Here is an 18,944-nt window from a genome sequence, read left to right on the forward strand (position 1 = left end):
CAATTGGCCGAAGTGGGGCTACTGCGCACACTGGCGCAACGCCGCAATACACTGTTGGTTGGCGGCCTCAGACCCCACAGAGATCCGCCGCCATTGGGTGTATCCGGCTTCCAGCCAGGGCTTCACAATCACCCCAAAATGCAATAAACGCTCAGCCAACGCAGCGCTATCCTGCGCGACATTCACAAACAGGAAATTGGCCTGCGACGGAGCCACAAACCATCCCAAGGCGTGCAGTTGATCTCTGAGCCAGGCCCGTTGCTGCGAAACATGGGTGACACTGCGTGCCACGTGCGCCACATCCAACAGCGCCGCCTGTGCCGCAGCCTGCGCCATACGGTTGATATTGAACGGTGTACGTACGCGATCGAGCAATTCCACCATCTCGGCATGACACGCTAAACCATACCCCACACGAAACCCAGCCAGACCGTATGCCTTGGAAAAGGTGCGCAACACAATCCACGGTCGCGCCCGCTGACGTAATACGGAGAGGCTATCGGGATAATCGGGGTGAGCGGAGCAGTACTCATAATAAGCTTCGTCGATCACCAACACGCAGTCCGGCGGCGTCATGGCAATCAGGCGTTCGAATCCCTCACGCCCCAACATGCAACCCACGGGGTTGGAAGGGTTACTGAACACCACCATTTTGGCCGGTTGTGCCAGCGCCTGCGCCCAGGCATCCAGGTCATACTCCATCTGCGCATTCACCGGCACCAGCGTCACCTCTGCCCCTAACATTTTGGGATACAGGTGATGCAACCCAAAAGAGGGCACCAGCGTGACAACCCGATCGCCCGGATTGAGAAAAGCCAGACACAGCATTTCCAGCAGATTTTCCGAGTCGTTTCCCATCACCACCTGCTCCGGCGTCATCCCAGTGCGCGCGGCAATCACCGCGCGCAATTGGAGACTCGCCGGGTCGGGATAACAGGCCGTACGCGTCACCTCAGTTCGCAGCGCCGCGTCGGCCAACGGACTCATGCCCAGTGGATTTTCATTGCTGGCGAGGCGGGCAATATCCGTCACAGCAAAACGCTGGCGTACCGCATCATCAGATAACCCAGAGTTATAGCGTCCCAGTTGGCGGGCTTCGCGCCGCGCCAGTCGTTCAATCGTTTCTTTCATGATGACCTCAGCGGCGCGTTCGGTTAACCCTTCACCATCGGCAAATTCAACCCATGCTGTGCGGCGCACGCGATAGCGCTCTCATACCCGGCATACGCATGGCGCATTACGCCCGTAGCCGGATCGTTCCACAGTACGCGCGCCAGACGTTCATCGGCCTGTTCGCTGCCATCACACACGATCACCGTGCCCGCATGCTGTGAGGAGCCCATACCCACACCGCCGCCGTGATGCAGGCTGACCCAGGTTGCGCCACCCGCTGTGTTTAACAACGCATTGAGCAGCGGCCAGTCGGATACCGCATCCGAGCCATCGCGCATCGCTTCGGTTTCCCGATTCGGTGAGGCAACCGATCCGCAGTCCAGATGATCGCGACCAATCACAATCGGCGCTTTCAGTTCACCACTGCGTACCATCTCATTGAAAGCCAGCCCTGCCAGATGGCGCTCGCCCAATCCCAACCAGCAAATGCGCGCCGGTAATCCCTGGAACGCGATGCGCTCTTGTGCCATATCCAGCCAGCGGAGTAACGACGTGTTCTCAGGGAACAGCGCTTTGAGCTTGGCATCGGTACGCGCGATATCCTCCGGGTCGCCGGACAACGCCACCCAGCGGAACGGGCCCTTGCCCTGACAGAACAATGGACGAATATAGGCAGGTACAAAGCCGGGGAAATCGAACGCGTTAGCTACGCCCTCTTCCAGTGCCATCTGGCGAATATTGTTACCGTAATCCACCGTCGGGATACCCATATGATGGAATTCGAGCATCGCCTGCACATGCACCGCCATCGAGGCTTTGGCCGCCTTTTCTACCGCTTTCGGATCGCGAGTGCGCATCTCTGCTCAGTGTGTCACGTCCCACCCTTGCGGCAGATAACCGTTGATCGGATCGTGCGCCGAGGTTTGATCGGTCACGATATCTGGGCACATGCCTCCGGCCTTGGCGCGTTTCACCAGCTCTGGCACCACATCCGCTGCGTTACCCAACAGACCCACAGAAATGGCGCGTCCCGCTTTGCACGCTTCATCGATCATTGCCGACGCCTCATCCAGATCGGTGGCCTTGTAATCGAGATAACGTGTACGCAAGCGAAAATCAATACGTGATTCCTGGCACTCGATCGCCAACACGCTGGCGCCGGCAAGAACGCCCGCCAACGGCTGCGCGCCGCCCATACCGCCCAAGCCCGCCGTCAGGATCCAACGCCCGCGCAAATCTCCCTTGTAGTGCTGCTGTCCAGCTTCAGCAAAGGTTTCATAGGTTCCCTGCAAAATGCCCTGTGCACCAATGTAGATCCATGAACCCGCCGTCATCTGGCCGTACATCATCAGCCCATCGCGATCCAGCTTATTGAAGTGATCCCAGTTGGCCCAGTGCGACACCAGATTCGAGTTGGCGATCAGCACGCGCGGCGCATTTTCATGGGTACGAAAAACCCCCACCGGTTTACCGGACTGCACCAACAGCGTTTCATCCCCTTTGAGGGCGCGCAGAGAGGCAAGTATCGCGTCAAAACAGGCCCAGTTGCGTGCCGCCTTACCAATCCCACCGTACACCACCAGATCTTCTGGCCGTTCAGCGACGTCCGGATCCAGGTTATTCTGAATCATGCGGTACGCCGCTTCGATCAGCCAGTTTTCACAATGCAGTTCACTGCCGTGGGGCGCTCTCACTTCACGCGCACCCGCCTGTTCCACAGATGAGGTCATAATGCTGTTCCTTTGATATTCGGTTAATGTCCGTAGCCTGTCGGGTTATTGAGCATAAGTGGGCAGCAATGTAGCCACCTGTTCCGGCCATTCGGCCTGGCTTGCCCAGCGACACATGGCGGCAATATCCGGTGCCAGATAGCGATCTTTGTCGAGGAAAGGCACCGCCTGACGAATGCGCATTAACTCCTGTTCCAGCAAAGTGGAACTGCGTAACGGGCGGTGGAATTCGATACCCTGTGCAGCCGCCATCGCCTCGATAACCACCACGGCAGCGGTGTTGTCACACATTGCGCCTAAACGACGGGCCGCGTAAGTGGCCATGGAGACGTGGTCTTCCTGATTAGCATAGGTAGGCAGGCTGTCAACGCTGCCGGGATGCGCCAGCGATTTGTTTTCCGATGCCAAGGCGGCGGTCACTTGGGCTATCATAAAGCCGGAGTTCACGCCGCCATCGGCCACCAGGAAAGGCGGCAGTGCCGACAGGCCAGTATCGAGCAGCAGCGCCAACCGGCGTTCAGATATCGCGCCAATTTCCGCGACAGCAATGGCAATAATGTCAGCGGCGAATGCCACCGGTTCAGCATGGAAGTTACCGCCAGAAATCACATCACCGTTGTCGGTAAATACCAGCGGGTTGTCAGACGCCGCGTTGGCTTCAATTTGCAGAATGCGAGCCGCATGCGTCAGGTTATCCAGACAGGCTCCCATCACTTGCGGAATACAGCGGATGGAATAGGGATCCTGTACCAGACCACAATGAATATGCGAATCCATGATGCCGCTGCCTTTGAGCAGCGCATCCATCGCCGCCGCCACCGCAATCTGACCTTGCTGGCCGCGCGCTTTGTGGATGCGCACATCGAACGGTTTGGCCGAACCACGAATGGCCTCCAGCGAAAGCGCACCAGCGACCAGTCCCGCCCCAAGCACCTGCTCTGCGCCAAACAGACCGCGCAGGGCAAGCGAGTTGGAAACCTGCGTCCCGTTAAGCAGCGCCAACCCCTCTTTCGGTCCCAACACCAGCGGCTCAACGCCAGCCCTTATCGTGCTGGCAGCAGTGCGCCATTGATTTTGACCTGCCCTTCCCCCAGCAGCATCAGCGACATATGAGCTAATGGAGCCAAATCACCCGACGCCCCTACCGATCCTTTTTCCGGCACGCACGGCATAACGCCCGCGTTGAACATCGCCAGCAAGGTTTCAATTACCTGACGGCGTACGTCGGAATGGCCTCGCGCCAGGCTCACTACTTTGGTCACCATCACCAAGCGCAGCACGTCATCGGGCAGCAGTTCACCTACGCCAACACTGTGCGACAGCACCAAATCACGTTGTAACTCCGCCAGACGATCGGCAGGAATGGAGGTACTTACCAGCTTGCCAAACCAGGTATTGATGCCGTAGACCACCCGATTCTACCGCACGATATCAGCCACCTGCTGGCACGCGGCATCCACGTCAGCCCAGGCCTCTTCGGCGAGCGTCAACGTGACGCCACCGTGATAAATCGCCCGAAGCGTCTCCAGATCGACTGCACCGTGAGTGAGGCAAATCGACGGGGGTGTTGTCGTCATAATCTATTCCTATATATAATACAAGTTGAGCTGAAGTAAAAACGCCATAGGCGTTTTGAAGTTGCTTATAAACTCACTTTACTCTTCATCATCCTCGGCGAAAGCCGGGGATCTCTGCCAGAAGAAACGCGTGTAACCAGCAAGAGATTCCTGCCTGCGTGGGAATGACGGAAGTTTCTTCACAGCAAATTAATGCGCCAACGCCTGGAGCGTTTCGGCGCGAATCTCTTCGGTCACCCTGGCCTTGAGCGCCATAAATTCTGGCGAGGTTTTCAGGGTGTAATCACGATGCCCTTCAAAGGCAACCGCCACTTCGGTTTTGATGCGTCCCGGGTGAGCACTAAAAATCGCTACTCGGTTACCCATAAAGATAGCTTCATCAATATCGTGCGTGACAAACATCACCGTCTTTCGTGACGCTTCCCACACCGAAAGTAAAAGTTCCTGCATCATGACGCGCGTCTGGTTATCCAGCGCGCCAAAAGGTTCATCCATTAACAGCACTTTGGGATCGTTCGCCAATGCGCGCGCAATCGCGGTGCGTTGCTGCATTCCACCAGAAAGCTGACGCGGATAGTGATGCTCAAAACCTTTCAGGCCGACCTGATGAATGTAGTAGTCACAACGCTCCTGCTGCTGCGCCTTGCTGATGCTGCTCTCCTGCAAACCAAAGCAGATGTTCTGCGCCACCGTCAGCCAGGGAAACAGCGTATAGCTTTGAAACACCATACCGCGATCCGCGCCCGGTCCTTCCACTAGCGCGCCATCGAGCCACACTTCGCCGCTGGTGGGCGAATCCAACCCGGCGATGATGCGCAACAAGGTGGATTTGCCACACCCGGACGGCCCGAGAATGGTGATGAAGTCGTTTTCCTGTACCTGATAATCGACGGGCAACAGCGCCTGAGTCTGTTCGCCGCGCGGGCCGGTAAAGATGCGCTCGACCTGGCGTACCGCTAATTTGCTGTGGGACATTACAATAAGCTCAAGGAAAACAAGCGTCGGTTCATCGCCTTAAACAGAAAATCTGACAGCAGGCCAATCACCCCGATGACGATAATGCCGAAGATGATCTGCCCGGTGTTCAGCAGTGCCTGACTGTCCACAATCATGTGACCGATACCGCTCGACGAGCCAATAAGCTCAGCAACAATCACGTAAGTCCACGCCCACCCGAGCACCAGTCGCAGCAGTTCGGCGATTTCTGGTGCCGCACCGGGGATCAGCACGCGACGTACGACGCTACCGTTGCTGCATCCCAACGTGTAGGCCGCCTCCACCAGATCGCGACGCGCAGCCCCTACTGCTACCGCCACCATAAACACAATTTGAAAGAAGGAGCCAATAAAGATCACCAGAATCTTCTGCATCTCACAGATGCCCGCCCACAGGATCAGTAGCTGAATAAACGCGGATGCCGGTAAATAGCGACAAAACGACACAAAGGGTTCGAAAAACGCCTCGCACAGTTTGTACGCGCCCATCAGAATGCCTAGGGGAACACCGATGATCGCGGCCAGCAGGAACCATGCCAGCACGCGCATCACCGTAATGGCGATATCCTCAGAGAAGTTATACTGGGTAAAGAGGATCGCCCCTTCACGCAGCATGTTCAGCGGATCGGCCAAAAAAGTCGGTGATACCGAACCGCTGAACGTCACCATTCCCCACAGGGCAAAAAACAGGACAAAAAAGGCCACCCCAAGTGCCACGCGCAACCGCACGGCAACAGGCCGTAGCGGCACCATCAACGGATTGTGCCAGCGCGGTGCAGCGTCAGGTAACGCCGCAGGCGGCAAAGGCAGTTTGCCAGTCGCGCGAGAATCACTCATCATGCCAATATCCTTATTTCACGTAGCTGGCGTCATACAGGGTGCTGATATCCGGGATCTTGCGAATCACGCCCATTTCCAGCAGCAGTTTGGCCGCTTCGTTGCTAAAGGTTTCGATCTCACCGCTGAAGAATTTGCGGTTCTGTTCTCTGTCCTGCCAACGCAGATAGCTGGCTGATTTAGCAAAATCCGCGCCGCTTGATTTTACCGCAGCCCCCATGATCTCATAGGATTTGTCCGGCTCAGCCTTGATCATCTCCAGCGCATCGAAATAGCTTTCCACCAATGCCTTGGCGGCCTGCGGATTTTTCGCGAGGAAATCCGGCGTACAGCCAAGCGTGTCCATTACCATCGGGTAATCGAGCGTGGTGGCAATGATCTTGCCGCTTTCAGGCTTGTCACGCACCGTGGAGATATAGGGCTCATAGGTCATGGCGGCATCGTTTTGACCGGCAAGCAGCGCCTGCGCAGCGGCCTGTGGCGAGAGCGTTGCCGTCTTCACATCTTTAAGCGTCATGCCGTTTTTATCCGCCAGCGCAAAATAGGGTGAAGTGCCCGGCGCATTGACACCAATGGTTTTTCCTTTCAATGACTTGATATCATTGATCGGACCACGTACCGCCAAACCGTCAGCACCGTAGGATTTATCCAACTGCACAATCTGTTTAATCGGCACACTGTTGGCGTTCCAAGCGACATAGGTTTCCACCGTGGTGGCGGCACATTGAATCGCACCGGAGGCCACGGCCAGATGGCGATCTTTTTGCGGGATCATTTTGATCGACACGTCCAGCCCGTGCTTCTTGAAGATTCCCGCTTTATCGGCCAGTGTCAGCGGCGCAAAGCCGGTCCAGCCAGAAATACCGATCGCTACCGGCGTATCTGCCGCCTGTGCCACGCCTGCCGATACCATGCAAAGCGCCATCAGGGTCGCTTTCCAGCCCATGTTACCTCGTGCTTTGTTCATTCGTTCCGCTCCTGTGAGAGAAGTCATTACCCATGCGGCAAACTGCGCCAACGTTATTGTCTAAGTTTGTATAGACAACCAAAGCAAGCAGTGTGCCAATATCACAGAATCGGCGTTTAACCATTTATTGGCGGGAATCGTGTGAAAGTACCATGCAGGAAAACAGGTTCCAGAATAGTGCATTACTCCTGTTTGGCGCACCATGATGACTCGCGATTAACGAGGTAGCGCGTAAAAACACGCTGCCTGCCCTGAACAATCGGCTGTCAGCAGCATGGCAACGTTTTTTCCCCATTGTCTATACATATACATACGCGCATAAAATTCGCTACACTGCACAAAAGCGTAGGGTCAAGGAGAACACCGTGGTGACACAACAGCGCGCATCGCAACTTGCAGGCGCCATGAGCGATATACCCGCCCCCATCTATCAACGGGTCAAGCAGGCGATTATCAGCCAGATTCGCACGGGTGCCTGGCAGCCTCACCAGCGTATCCCGTCAGGGAGCGAGTTGGTCAACGAGCTCGGCGTTAGCCGTATGACGATTAACCGCGCGCTGCGCGAGCTGACCAGTGAAGGTTTTTTGCTGCGTATACAAGTGGTTGGTACGTTTGTCGCGGAGATCAAGGCCTACGCGGCCATGCTGGAAGTGCGCAATATCGCCGAATAGATTGCCGAACGTGGACATCGCCACAGCAGCCGCGTGTTAGCGCTGCAAAGTCTGAAGGCGGAAGGAGAACTGGCAGAACAGTTTGATATCTCACCGGGGCAAACGCTGTTCCACTCGCAGATCGTCCATTATGAAAACGATCTCCCGGTCCAACTGGAAGATCGTTACGTCAATTCCGTGGAACCATCGGACTATCTGCAACAGGATTTCACCCATTGCACGCCTTACACCTATCTCAGTCAGGTGGCCCCACTTACCGCCGGCGAACATATCGTGGAAGCCCTGATTCCAGACGATCACCAGCGTCAGGTGTTGGCACTTGATCCACTGGAGCCGTGTCTGATAATCCGCCGTCGCACCTGGCACAACGCGCGTATTGTTACCGTCGATCGCCTGATCTATCCCGGTTCCCGCTATCGCCTGTTGGGCCGTTTCAAGACCCACGGCTGATGGCTGTCAGCGCTTGCTCTCGCGGCGAAATACTGCGGTGTAGAGCAGCCAGGCATCATTGGTCAGTGGCGTGAGGTCGCGTTGGGGTTGTTGGCTTGCCCACCACACGCCTTGTCCCGCCTGACAGATTTCCTCACCAATGCGCCAGCAGCCGTCCATAACATAGAGCACGCCAGCTTCCTGCGCGCCCAGTTGCATCGCGTCACGCACAGCTATCACGGTGGCATAATGGCTGTCGCGCCGGGTCATGATATTAAAATCCCGGTTGGCAGCATCCCCGTCATGGGTCACGATCGGCGTGGCGGAAAGTGGCGTTTCACCGGCAAAAAACAGCGGCACGCCGCGCCGCAAACGGTGCGAAAACGCCGAAAAAACCAAAGAAACACCTGAGCCTTCCAACAAGGTAATAATGCGATCAACGCCCGGAAAGGCAGAAAAGTCACCGGCCTGCGCAATGGTGGCAATGCTGGCACGCCAGGCAAACCATTCCCCCTCCACCGCAGGAACGCTGATGATTTCCCGTGTTTCTCCGCCACCGTTGCGCCAACGGCTGACCGGTAAGGTATTCACATCAAAAAATGGCATCAGAGACTACCTAACACATCCATGACCATGGCGAACTGGCGGTCAGATTCATCATCCAACGCATGACTCCCCTGATGAATCACCTGTTTCCCGGCAACCCACACATCGTGAATTTGCTGGCGCTCACCGGCAAACAGCCAGCGATTGAGTAGCGCGCGGTCCGGCAGACCGTGTAACCAGGCATTGTCCTCCAGCACCAGCCAATCGGCGCGATAACCCGGAGCCAGCGCGCCGATGGTCACCCCACAGGCTGCCGCTCCGCCCGCCAGCGCCTGCCGATAAAGCACATCACCGACAGCAGGTTGCTCAGGCGTCACTACGCGGTTGCGCCGTCTGTCACGCCAGCGTTGCGCATATTCCAACCAGCGCAGCTCTTCCAGTAGGTTCAATGAGACATGGCTGTCTGAACCGATGCCCCAGCGGCCGCCCAGTGCGACATACTGGTCCAGCGCAAAGATGCCATCGCCAAGGTTGGCTTCCGTGGTCGTACACAAGCCCGCAATGGCTCCGCTGGCTGCTACACGCTGAAGCTCGCGTTCATCCAGATGTGTGGCATGAATCAACGTCCAGCGGCCATCCACCGCGAAGCGATCGTATAGCCAGTGCACCGGACGTTCGCCGCTCCACGCCACACAGTCTTCCACCTCTTTTACCTGCTCGGCAATGTGAAGGTGTATCGGCAATATTGTCGGCATGGCTGCGAGCACGTCGTTGATTTGGCCTTAGCTGACAGCTCGCAGCGAGTGAAAACAAATCCCAGCTGAAAACAGCGGCTTATCCCGTAACAACGTTGCCAGCCGCCGCTGCTGGGCTAGATAGTGCTCGGTATGCTGGATGAAACGCCGTTGCCCTGGCAGCGCAGGCTGGGCGCCAAAACCGGCGTAGCTGTAGAACACCGGAAGCAGGGTTTGTCCGATGCCCACGAGCTCTGCCGCTGTCATCAGTTGCAGCAGCATGTCATCCTGCACGTAAGGCTTCCCGGCCGGATCGTGATGCAGGTAGTGAAACTCAGCAACCTGGGTATAGCCCCCTTTCAACATCTCGATATAGAGTCGGCTGGCGATAGCTCCGACCTGTTCCGGCGTCAGGTGGCCCACCAGCCTATACATCAGATCGCGCCATGTCCAGAAACTGTCTTGCGGATCGCCCGCCACTTCTGCCAGCCCAGCCATCGCGCGCTGAAAAGCATGTGAATGCAGGTTCTCCATCGCGGGCAGCACAATACCCGGCAATGACTGCGTTTCTTCTGACGTGGCGTTTTGCTCGACGCCAGTAATCACGCCTTCGGCGGAAACGGCAATGCGGACATTGCGCGCCCATCCCTGCGGCAACAGGGCGCGCGGAGCGAAGAAGCTCGGCATGGTTGATCCTTTACGGTTATGGTTTGAGTTGTTTTATCAGTTGTCTATACCTATACATACACCAGCTTACCGGCCAACGGCTATAGTGAATTATTATGGTCACAATAAGAAAAAGCTATCCTGCGGCCCTTGTCGTTCCAGTGCGGGTAGGTTAGCTTGTCTTTGGTTATATATACAAGAAGAGTGACGTCATGACTCAACGATTATCCTGCGACAGCCTGTGGCTTGGCGCAGATCTCGTCACCCTGCGCGATGGACGCTACCAGATCATTCATGATGGCGCGCTTGCCAGCAGAGGGCAGGATCGCCTGGACTGGGCCGCAGGCGCAGCTACCAGACTATGACGCCGATACCACCACCCACTTCGACGGCGGTATCATTACGCCCGGTTTTATTGATTGCCACACTCACCTGATGTTCGGTGGCGATCGCAGTGACGAATTCGAACAGCGTCTCAATGGCGTAAGTTATGCCGACATCGCCGCCAACGGTGGATGGATTCTCCCCACCGTGCGTGCCACGCGTGCCGCAACGGAACAGCAGTTGGTCGAAAGCGCACGACAACGATTAGCCTTGCTGTTAGCCGAAGGCGTCACTACCGTCGAGATCAAATCCGGCTATGGTCTGGATATCGACAGCGAAGTGAAAATGCTCCGCGCCATACGCCAACTGGCCGCACAGGTGCCAGCGCAGGTGGTTGCTACCTGTCTGGCAGCTCATGCCGTTCCACCGGAATACGCAGGGCGCGCTGACGCATGGATTACCACACTCTGCGACCAGTTGCTGCCGCAGGTCGCACGAGAGCAGTTGGCCGATGCCGTTGATGCATTCTGCGAACACCTGGCGTTTTCCCCTGCGCAGGTTGAAACACTGTTTAACACCGCCAGGCAGCTCGGGCTGCCAGTAAAATTGCACGCAGAGCAGCTCTACGCACTAGGCGGCAGTTCCTTGGCGGCACGCTACCATGCGCTCTCTGCCGATCATCTTGAATACCTGACGGAAGAGGACGTTCGGGCCATGGCGGCCAGCGGCACGGTCGCCGTGCTGTTACCGGGTGCTTTTTACCTGCTGCGCGAAACGCAGAGACCGCCGGTAGAATTGCTGCGCCAGTACGGCGTGCCCATGGCCATCGCCAGCGATGCCAATCCAGGCACCTCACCGGCCCTCTCTCTGCGTCTGATGCTCAATATGGCGTGCACTCTGTTTCGACTCACGCCGGAAGAAGCATTGGCCGGTGTCACCTGCCACGCCGCGAAAGCGCTGGGGCTACAAGCGAGCCACGGATCGCTGGAGGTTGGCAAAGTGGCCGATTTAGTACACTGGCCGGTAGCGAGTCCGGCAGAATTAACCTATTGGCTGGGTGGGCAGTTGCCCTGTACCACCGTTTATCGAGGGAGTGTTCGTCATGGAACCGTTTGATTTTCAAAGCGGCACGCTGCCGTTATTGGTCAGTATTCCCCACGCGGGAACCCGGCTTACGCCCGAAGTCGAAGACGGACTGAGTGACGCAGCGCGCCCTCAGCCGGATACCGATTGGCATATTCCACAGCTGTATGATTTTGTACGCGGGATGGGAGCCAGCATATTGGTGGGCCACTATTCGCGCATGGTGGTCGATCTCAACCGTCCCGCTGACGATACGCCGCTCTACGCAAGCGCCACCACCGGGCTGTTTCCCAGCACCTTGTTTGATGGCACGCCTACCTTTGTCGCGGGTAAAGCCCCAACGCCTGAGCATCGTAACGGCTACCTGCAACATATCTGGCAGCCCTATCACCAGCAAATCCAGCAAGAACTCGATCGCCTCAAAGCGCGTTACGGCTATGCGCTGCTGTTCGATGCCCACTCCATTGCGTCACACATTCCGCGCCTGTTTGACGGCAAGCTGCCCGATTTGAACATTGGCACCAACGGTGGCGAAAGCTGTTCCCGCGAGGTAGAAGCGACAATACGTGCATACTGTGAAGCACAGGATCAATACAGTTGGGTGATTAACGGGCGTTTCAAGGGCGGCTACATCACCCGCGCCTACGGGCAACCTGCGCAACAGCAACATGCGGTGCGACTGGAATTGGCACAGTGTAACTACATGGAAGAGCGAGCGCCCTTTGCCTGGCACGCAGAGAAAGCCACCGCCTTGCAGGTTCAGTTGAAAAAGCTGCTGGAAAACTATCTGGCCTGTTTCTGACCGTTTAAGGCTGGCGCAACACGCCAGCCTTAACACACCGTTTATTCCGCCAGTGCGCGCATTTCGGCAATCAAATCGCTTTTGCCTTCAAAGCCAATGCCCGGCAGTTCCGGCATCACAATGTGCCCTTGTTCCACCCGAACGGCATCAGGGAATCCGCCGTAAGGCTGGAACAGATCCGGGTAGCTTTCATTGCCACCCAGCCCCAACCCAGCGGCTATGTTCAGTGACATTTGATGCCCACCGTGTGGAATGCAGCGCGCAGGCGACCAGCCAAACTGCTCCAGCACCTCAAGCGTGCGTAGGTATTCACACAAGCCATAGGACAGAGCGCAATCAAATTGCAGGTAATCTCTGTCTGGACGCATACCACCATAGCGTAACAGATTACGCACATCCTGATGCGAGAACAGATTTTCTCCGGTAGCCATCGGCCCCGGATAGAATTCACTCAACGCCGCTTGGAGGGCATAATCCAGCGGATCGCCCACCTCTTCATACCAAAACAGCGGGTAATCACGCAGCATCTTGGCGTAAGCGATGCCAGTTTCCAGGTCGAAACGTCCATTGGCATCCACAGCAAGCTGGGCCTCGCTGCCAATCTCTTCGAGCACGGCCTCAATACGCCGACGGTCTTCCTCTATTATCGACGCACCGCCAATCTTCATTTTCACCACCGTGTAACCACGACGCAGATAGCCACGCATCTCCTGCTTCAATGCATCCAACGCTTTGCCCGGATAGTAGTAACCGCCCGCAGCGTAAACGAACACGCGCGGATTGGCGCGCACACCTTTACTATCCGCCAGCAGATGAAGCAGCGGCATACCGGCAATTTTGGCGGTCGCATCCCAAATCGCCATATCCAGTGTTCCTACCGCGACCGAGCGCTCACCGTGCCCGCCCGGCTTTTCGTTTTTCATCATGGTGTTCCACACCCGATCGGGATCGAGATTATCGCCGTGCGCATTAAGCAGCGTTTCCGGGTCAGCTTCCAGAATCCGCGGACGAAAGCGCTCACGAATTTAAACCGCCCTGGCCATAGCGCCCGTTGGAGTTAAACCCGTACCCGACAACCCGCCGACCATCGCGCACCACATCGGTCACGACGGCGACCAAACTGGTCGTCATGTGCGAAAAATCGATGTAGGCATTTCTGATTGGGGAAGCAATGGGTTTGGTGACTTCACACACATCGATAATATGCATAACCGAATCTCCTGATGGTTGCTAAGCCAACGGCAAAAAACGTATCTTTGTTACACACGCTGTGATGCCGTTTTATTAACATGAAAAATGTCATATTCTGCGAGAGCGATGCCCTAAAGCACGCCATAACGTCTAGTAGAGGCAATGTTTGACTGATGACCAATGCGAAAAAGGAGCGCTGTAATGCCAAATCGGCATCACTTAGAGCTGGCATGGTTGGAAAACGGGATAGCGCTGGCCGAGTCGCTCAACTTTTCAAAAGCGGCGGCTGCACGTTATGTGACACAGCCAGCATTCAGTCGACGAATTCAGGCGTTGGAAGTCTGGGTCGGCGTGGCGCTGTTTGAACGTAACCGGCGCGGTGTACGGCTAACACGGGCGGGAGAGGTCTTTTTTCATCAGGCACCGGATCTGATTCGAGCACTCTATGCCCTGCGCAGCGAAACGCGCGACAGCGTCGAACAGCGCGCCCCCGAGGTCATTATGTGCGCCACCCATGCTCTCTCGTTCACCTTTATTCCCGATTGGCTGAGAAACAACAGCGATATCTCGCGTGATGGTGCATTTCAGTTGGTTTCCGCCACCCTGCACGCCTGCGAACGCATGCTGACACAAGGAGGCGCACAATTTTTGCTGTGCCATCATCATCCGCATATGCAGTTACACCTGCCAACGCAGAAGTTTATAAGCATTTCGCTCGGTCAGGATCGGCTGATTCCATATAGCATTCCCGCCACGGGCACCCATAGCGCCAAGTGGCTAGTTGACGCTCAGGAAAGGTTTCCCTTTCTCGCATACAGTGAGGATTCTGGATTGGGGCGCATTATCAGCAATACCGCGCCGCTGCATCGCCTAACGCGCACCATGGAGACGGTATTCACGTCCGATTTAGCCGCCACACTGCTGGCGCTGGTGAAAGCCGGTGAAGGCGTGGCCTGGCTGCCGCACGCGCTGGCAGCAGAAAGTGAGAAAAGTGGCGCTATTTATCGGGCTGCCCGCCACGAAGAGAAATGGACGATCCCGCTGGATATCAGGCTCTATCGTCCGGCAGCACGGCTAGCGACAGGGGCTGAAACGCTGTGGGATAGCGTACTCGCCGGACATCAGGCATCACCGCCCTGATAGCGCCCCGGTTTGTGCCAGTTCATCAGCATGGCATTCATTGCCAGCGCACTGAGCGCAGACCACAGCAATAGCAGCAACGGCATTTTTATCAGAGAGAGAAGAAACACCACCGCATCCAACGCCATCTGACTTTTACCTGCGTTGATGCCGAAGCGGCGATACATCCATAGCGTCACCACACCCGTGCCGCCAACAGATGCATTATGGCGCGTGAGGGAAAGCCGATAAAGGTGCCGCCCACCAAAGCGGCGAACAGCGGATGCAGATAGCTGATGGTGATTAACATCGGTACCGCCTGCGTCGCCAACCCCAGAGTGATAATGACAATCAGCGTTTTTATCGTGAAAGCACGCCCCATGCTGAAATAGCAAAACACCAGAAACGGGATATTGACCAGGGTGAACAGTAACCCGATAGAGAGCGGTAGATAGTAAGAGATAAGCAGTGCGATTCCGGCAATACCGCCGGTCACCATGCCGGAAAATTTAAGCAGGTTCAGGCCGACGGCGATAAACATCACGCCCAGCGCCAGTCCGTAAATATCATCCTTTAAGGTATGTGCAGTTGCCAGCGGGTTGGTTTTTATTGGCACTGCCACTGACCTCATGATCGACTCACATTAGCCATAAGAAAAGCATATAATTCCACATAAATTAATTATACATGCATTATATGCCATTAACAGCCGTAATCTGTGTGTCGGTTACTTGCTGCGCGGGGAAAGGATGCACAGGCACATTTATCGCACCTCTTCCAGCGCCTGCTGAATAGCCGGAAGGCGAGCAGCAAAGCGATAGGAGGGAAGCACCACCGACAAGGCGTGCGCCGGTCTTCCCGGTACTGGCAAGGCAATCCCAACGGCACAGACGCCTTCCGCATGCTCTTCCCGGTCGTAAGAAAAGCCATCGGCGCGCACTGCTGCTATCTGTTGCAGTAGTACCGGCAGTGAAATAAGCGTCTGGGACGTTAACGAAGGCATCTGATCGCTGATGATCCGATCGAGAAAGATCACTTCCTGACCATGGAAGGTCGAAATATCAACCGTTTCACGCGTCTTTTTAAACAACAGTTCGAGAGGATGGCGCAACTGTGCCGCCACGTCAGAATAGGCATTTCTCGCCAGCTCATTGATGCCCCACCCCAGCCGCACTCCACCAGATGTTCTGCCGCCAGCGTATCGACAATACGTTGCACGGTAGAGCGAGGGAGATCCGTCAAACGCGCCAGTTCACCCAAGCTGGTACCACGCTCGTGCAGCAGCCGTAATATTTTGATTGCTCTGGAGATAACCTGTATCCCAGCCGTTTTATTCATCACTTGCCCCAAAACTGTATCGCAATGCGGTTAATATTGTATTGTTTTTAGCTAAGCGTATTATAGCTTGATGACGCCGGGATAGCATCGCTTCACCATCACGGCGTCAGAGGTGACTCCACAACCTCCTCGCCATCGCTATGCAAGCAGGAGCCGAATGTTCACTGTGGAGCAACCTGAAACGGTGTGAATTATCAGTTGATACCCTATCAGGCAATGTAAGAGATTGCGGGTATCTTGAACAGTTTGTTTTCAGGAGGTTTACCGTGGGATATGCCACTATCAACCCGTATACGGGTGAAGTCATTAAAACGTTCCCCGACGCCACTGACGCAGAAGTCACTGACGCCATCAGTCAAGCACACAACGCTTTCCTGGCATGGAAAGAAACCCCATTCTCCACCCGAGGGGCCATTCTACAAAAGGCCGCCACACTGCTGCGTCAACATAAAGAAGAAATGGCACGTCTGCTGACGCTGGAAATGGGCAAGCTGGTTGCAGAAGCACGGGCAGAAGTAGAGCTATCCGCCCAAATTTTCGAGTACTACGTTAAACATGCGGAAGGATTGCTGGCCCCAGAAACGCTGCCGGTCGCCAACCCGAAAGAAGCTACCGCGCAGATCGTGCACGAACCGCTGGGCGTGCTGCTCGCTATCGAGCCGTGGAATTTCCCTTACTATCAGATCGCGCGCATCATCGCACCGCAGCTTTCTGCCGGTAACACTATTCTGTTGAAACATGCTTCCAACGTGCCACAAAGTGCAGCCCGGTTTGAGAAACTGATGCACGACGCTGGCTTGCCTAAAGGAGAATTTACCAATCTGTATGCCACACGCAAGCACATCGAAATGATCCTCAACGATCCGCGCGTGCAGGGCGTAGCCTTGACCGGTTCGGAAGGCGCAGGTGCCACCGTTGCACAGCAGGCCGCACTTGCCCTGAAGAAATCAACGCTGGAATTGGGTGGTGCCGACGCTTTCGTGGTGTTGAAAGACGCTGATTTGGAAAAAACCGTCAAGTGGGCCGTGTTTGGTCGCCACTGGAACGGCGGACAGGTGTGCGTCTCTTCCAAACGCATGATCATTGAAGATGCCGTGTATGACGCGTTTCTCGACCGCTATACCCAGGGCGTTGCTGCGTTGCGCACAGGCGATCCGTTGGATGAAAACACCACGCTGGCCCCGCTCTCTTCCCAACAGGCGGCTGATGAAGTAAGACAGAAGATCCAACTGGCGGTGTCACACGGTGCAACGGCGCTGGAAGTGGGCCCGAAAGTGCCAACCCAGGGAGCCTTCGTACAACCGACTATACTTACCGACGTTACGCTGGATAATCCCGCCTATCATATGGAGTTTTTTGGCCCGGTCTCTATGCTGTTCCGCGCTAAAGATGAAGATGATGCGGTACGTATTGCCAACGATTCACCGTTCGGTCTCGGTGGTTCTGTGTTCACCCGTAACGGCAAACACTGGGCTGAAGTTGCCGCTCGCCTGTCCACCGGGATGGTATACGTCAACCACCCAACCCGTGTGAAGGCCGATCTGCCGTTTGGTGGCATCCGCCGTTCTGGTTATGGGCGCGAACTGACCGGGCTGGGCATTAAAGAGTTTGTGAACCACAAACTGATTTCTGTTGTTGATATTGATGCTGAATTTTAAGGAAATACCATGAGCACCCTACGACTATTGGGCATCGCAGGCAGCCTGCGCCGCGCCTCTGCGCGCAGCGCAAGCCGCTCTGCCAGCGGATACCACCCTTGAGATCGCCGATCTGCTGGATGTACCGTTCTACAATGCCGATCTGACCGAGATCCCCGCTGCCGTGCAGCGTATCGCGCGTCAGGCGCAACAGGCTGACGGATTTGTCTTTGCCTGTACCGAGTACAACTACTCCGTGGCACCGGCTTTGAAGAACATCCTCGACTGGCTTTCACGTCTGCCAGACAGCCAGCCGCTGAGCGGCAAACCGGTGGCGCTGATGGGTGCAGGCGGCGGTATGGGAACGTCGCGTGCGCAGTATCACCTGCGCCAAAGCGCCGTATTCCTGAATCTGCAACCGCTTAACAAGCCGGAAGTGTTCGCCAACGCTTTTGCTGGCGGTTTTGACGATCAGGGCAATTTGCATGACGAAAAAATTGCGGCACTGATCGGCGAACAGATGAACACCTTGGTCGCGGCAATCAAAGCCACCCGCTAATCAACGCATCACCACCTGTACCGTTCTGATGAAAGACGGTACAGGCCTATTCCCACCCTTAACATCGTGCTTTTTGTTAACGCTGGTATAAATGCAGCATTTCGTTCGCCAACTCCCGCACCAATAATGACGTCATCAAGTGATCTTGCGCATGCGCCATGATAGATGTCATCGGCACAACGGTTTCTCGTGCAACCAACTGCGTTTGAACCTGATGCGCCACTCTTGCAAACCGATCTGCGCTGGTCATTAACGCATTGGCTTGTTCAACCTGACCGTGACGTGCCGCTTGCAACGCCTCAAGACACAGGCTGCGTGATTCATCCGCATTGACAAGAATTTCCATTGCCGCTTCTTCTGCTTTAACCATCGTCATACCACCCCTATTAGGCATTGAATCAAAACCGTGCTGTTTCACCCTCCTGGTCGCACTTACAGCACGCGTCCATCGCGCTGCCGTACTGCCAGACTCTGTGCACAAGGCTGTGTGGTTTTTTACCCTTTCTTTTTAGCAATATTGTATCTGTGCACAGGCATCGATAAATGTCCCAAATGGCACAAGACAGATTATCGCCGTATTTACGGCGACCCTCTGCCGAGCGTAAGGGATTAAAATTGATACCATA

General features: G+C 55.8%; 13 protein-coding genes and 7 pseudogenes. 6 read left to right on the forward strand and 14 right to left on the reverse strand.

Annotated elements, in window-relative coordinates; translation table 11 throughout:
- Positions 1-18 precede the first annotated feature (18 nt).
- The 6 genes and pseudogenes from hisC to JZM30_RS08405 all read right to left on the reverse strand — a co-directional run bounded on the left by hisC (position 19) and on the right by JZM30_RS08405 (position 7,198).
- On the reverse strand, positions 19-1,131 hold the full coding sequence (gene hisC / locus JZM30_RS08370) for a histidinol-phosphate transaminase (protein WP_252318793.1): 1,113 nt from the start codon (positions 1,129-1,131) through the stop codon (positions 19-21).
- Between the two features lie 23 nt (positions 1,132-1,154).
- Positions 1,155-2,843, reverse strand: a pseudogene (gene hutU / locus JZM30_RS08375) (urocanate hydratase).
- Between the two features lie 45 nt (positions 2,844-2,888).
- Positions 2,889-4,420 (reverse strand): annotated as a pseudogene (gene hutH / locus JZM30_RS08380) (histidine ammonia-lyase).
- 189 nt (positions 4,421-4,609) lie between these two features.
- Positions 4,610-5,395, reverse strand: a complete 786-nt coding sequence (locus JZM30_RS08395; RefSeq protein ID WP_252318330.1) for an ABC transporter ATP-binding protein — start codon at positions 5,393-5,395, stop codon at positions 4,610-4,612.
- On the reverse strand, positions 5,395-6,168 hold the full coding sequence (locus JZM30_RS08400) for an ABC transporter permease (RefSeq protein WP_438801493.1): 774 nt from the start codon (positions 6,166-6,168) through the stop codon (positions 5,395-5,397). Before JZM30_RS08400 ends, JZM30_RS08395 begins: the two co-directional genes overlap by 1 nt.
- Before the next feature lie 97 nt (positions 6,169-6,265).
- Positions 6,266-7,198 (reverse strand): ABC transporter substrate-binding protein, encoded by a 933-nt coding sequence (locus JZM30_RS08405; RefSeq protein ID WP_438801494.1) that lies wholly within the window; start codon positions 7,196-7,198, stop codon positions 6,266-6,268.
- A 386-nt stretch (positions 7,199-7,584) separates the two neighbouring features.
- Between JZM30_RS08405 and hutC the strand changes: the two are divergent.
- Positions 7,585-8,340, forward strand: a pseudogene (hutC, locus tag JZM30_RS08410) (histidine utilization transcriptional repressor HutC).
- A gap of 6 nt (positions 8,341-8,346) precedes the next feature.
- On the opposite strand, the gene JZM30_RS08415 reads toward hutC, so the two are convergent.
- Positions 8,347-8,925: a HutD/Ves family protein gene (locus JZM30_RS08415; RefSeq protein ID WP_252318333.1), complete on the reverse strand. Its 579-nt coding sequence runs from the start codon at positions 8,923-8,925 to the stop codon at positions 8,347-8,349.
- Positions 8,925-10,286, reverse strand: a pseudogene (locus JZM30_RS08420) (formimidoylglutamate deiminase). The gene JZM30_RS08415 and the pseudogene JZM30_RS08420 overlap by 1 nt, the downstream one beginning before the upstream one ends.
- 191 nt (positions 10,287-10,477) lie before the next feature.
- Here JZM30_RS08420 and hutI point away from each other — a divergent pair.
- Both hutI and hutG read left to right on the forward strand, forming a co-directional pair.
- Positions 10,478-11,705, forward strand: a pseudogene (hutI, locus tag JZM30_RS08425) (imidazolonepropionase).
- Positions 11,692-12,474, forward strand: coding sequence for an N-formylglutamate deformylase (hutG, locus tag JZM30_RS08430; protein WP_252318334.1), 783 nt, complete (start codon positions 11,692-11,694; stop codon positions 12,472-12,474). Before hutI ends, hutG begins: the two are co-directional and overlap by 14 nt.
- A gap of 41 nt (positions 12,475-12,515) precedes the next feature.
- On the opposite strand, the pseudogene JZM30_RS08435 reads toward hutG, so the two are convergent.
- Positions 12,516-13,683 (reverse strand): annotated as a pseudogene (locus JZM30_RS08435) (mandelate racemase/muconate lactonizing enzyme family protein).
- 183 nt (positions 13,684-13,866) lie between these two features.
- On the opposite strand from JZM30_RS08435, the gene JZM30_RS08440 reads away from it, so the two are divergent.
- A complete protein-coding gene (locus JZM30_RS08440) occupies positions 13,867-14,805 on the forward strand; it encodes a LysR family transcriptional regulator (RefSeq protein ID WP_252318335.1) in 939 nt (312 codons plus the stop codon).
- Here JZM30_RS08440 and JZM30_RS08445 read toward each other — a convergent pair.
- From JZM30_RS08445 to JZM30_RS08460, 4 genes and pseudogenes are all read right to left on the reverse strand, one after another.
- Positions 14,787-14,987: a hypothetical protein gene (locus JZM30_RS08445; RefSeq protein WP_252318336.1), complete on the reverse strand. Its 201-nt coding sequence runs from the start codon at positions 14,985-14,987 to the stop codon at positions 14,787-14,789. The genes JZM30_RS08440 and JZM30_RS08445 overlap by 19 nt on opposite strands.
- On the reverse strand, positions 14,981-15,400 hold the full coding sequence (locus JZM30_RS08450) for a YitT family protein (RefSeq protein WP_252318337.1): 420 nt from the start codon (positions 15,398-15,400) through the stop codon (positions 14,981-14,983). Before JZM30_RS08450 ends, JZM30_RS08445 begins: the two co-directional genes overlap by 7 nt.
- 147 nt (positions 15,401-15,547) lie before the next feature.
- Entirely contained in the window at positions 15,548-15,958 is a 411-nt protein-coding gene (locus tag JZM30_RS08455; protein WP_252318338.1) for an IclR family transcriptional regulator domain-containing protein, read from the reverse strand.
- Between the two features lie 59 nt (positions 15,959-16,017).
- Positions 16,018-16,122, reverse strand: a pseudogene (locus JZM30_RS08460) (hypothetical protein); the annotation flags it as partial.
- Positions 16,123-16,388: 266 nt separating this feature from the next.
- On the opposite strand from JZM30_RS08460, the gene JZM30_RS08465 reads away from it, so the two are divergent.
- The gene (locus JZM30_RS08465) at positions 16,389-17,780 is read left to right on the forward strand and encodes an NAD-dependent succinate-semialdehyde dehydrogenase (RefSeq protein WP_252318339.1); all 1,392 of its coding nucleotides are present in this window, start codon (positions 16,389-16,391) and stop codon (positions 17,778-17,780) included.
- A 115-nt stretch (positions 17,781-17,895) separates the two neighbouring features.
- Positions 17,896-18,318, forward strand: a complete 423-nt coding sequence (locus JZM30_RS08470) for an NADPH-dependent FMN reductase (RefSeq protein WP_252318795.1) — start codon at positions 17,896-17,898, stop codon at positions 18,316-18,318.
- A gap of 76 nt (positions 18,319-18,394) precedes the next feature.
- On the opposite strand, the gene JZM30_RS08475 is transcribed toward JZM30_RS08470, so the two are convergent.
- Entirely contained in the window at positions 18,395-18,688 is a 294-nt protein-coding gene (locus JZM30_RS08475; RefSeq protein WP_252318796.1) for a PTS lactose/cellobiose transporter subunit IIA, read from the reverse strand.
- Between the last annotated feature and the right edge of the window lie 256 nt (positions 18,689-18,944).

Origin of the sequence: Candidatus Symbiopectobacterium endolongispinus, from assembly GCF_018777385.1 — a bacterium.
GTDB lineage: Bacteria > Pseudomonadota > Gammaproteobacteria > Enterobacterales > Enterobacteriaceae > Symbiopectobacterium > Symbiopectobacterium endolongispinus.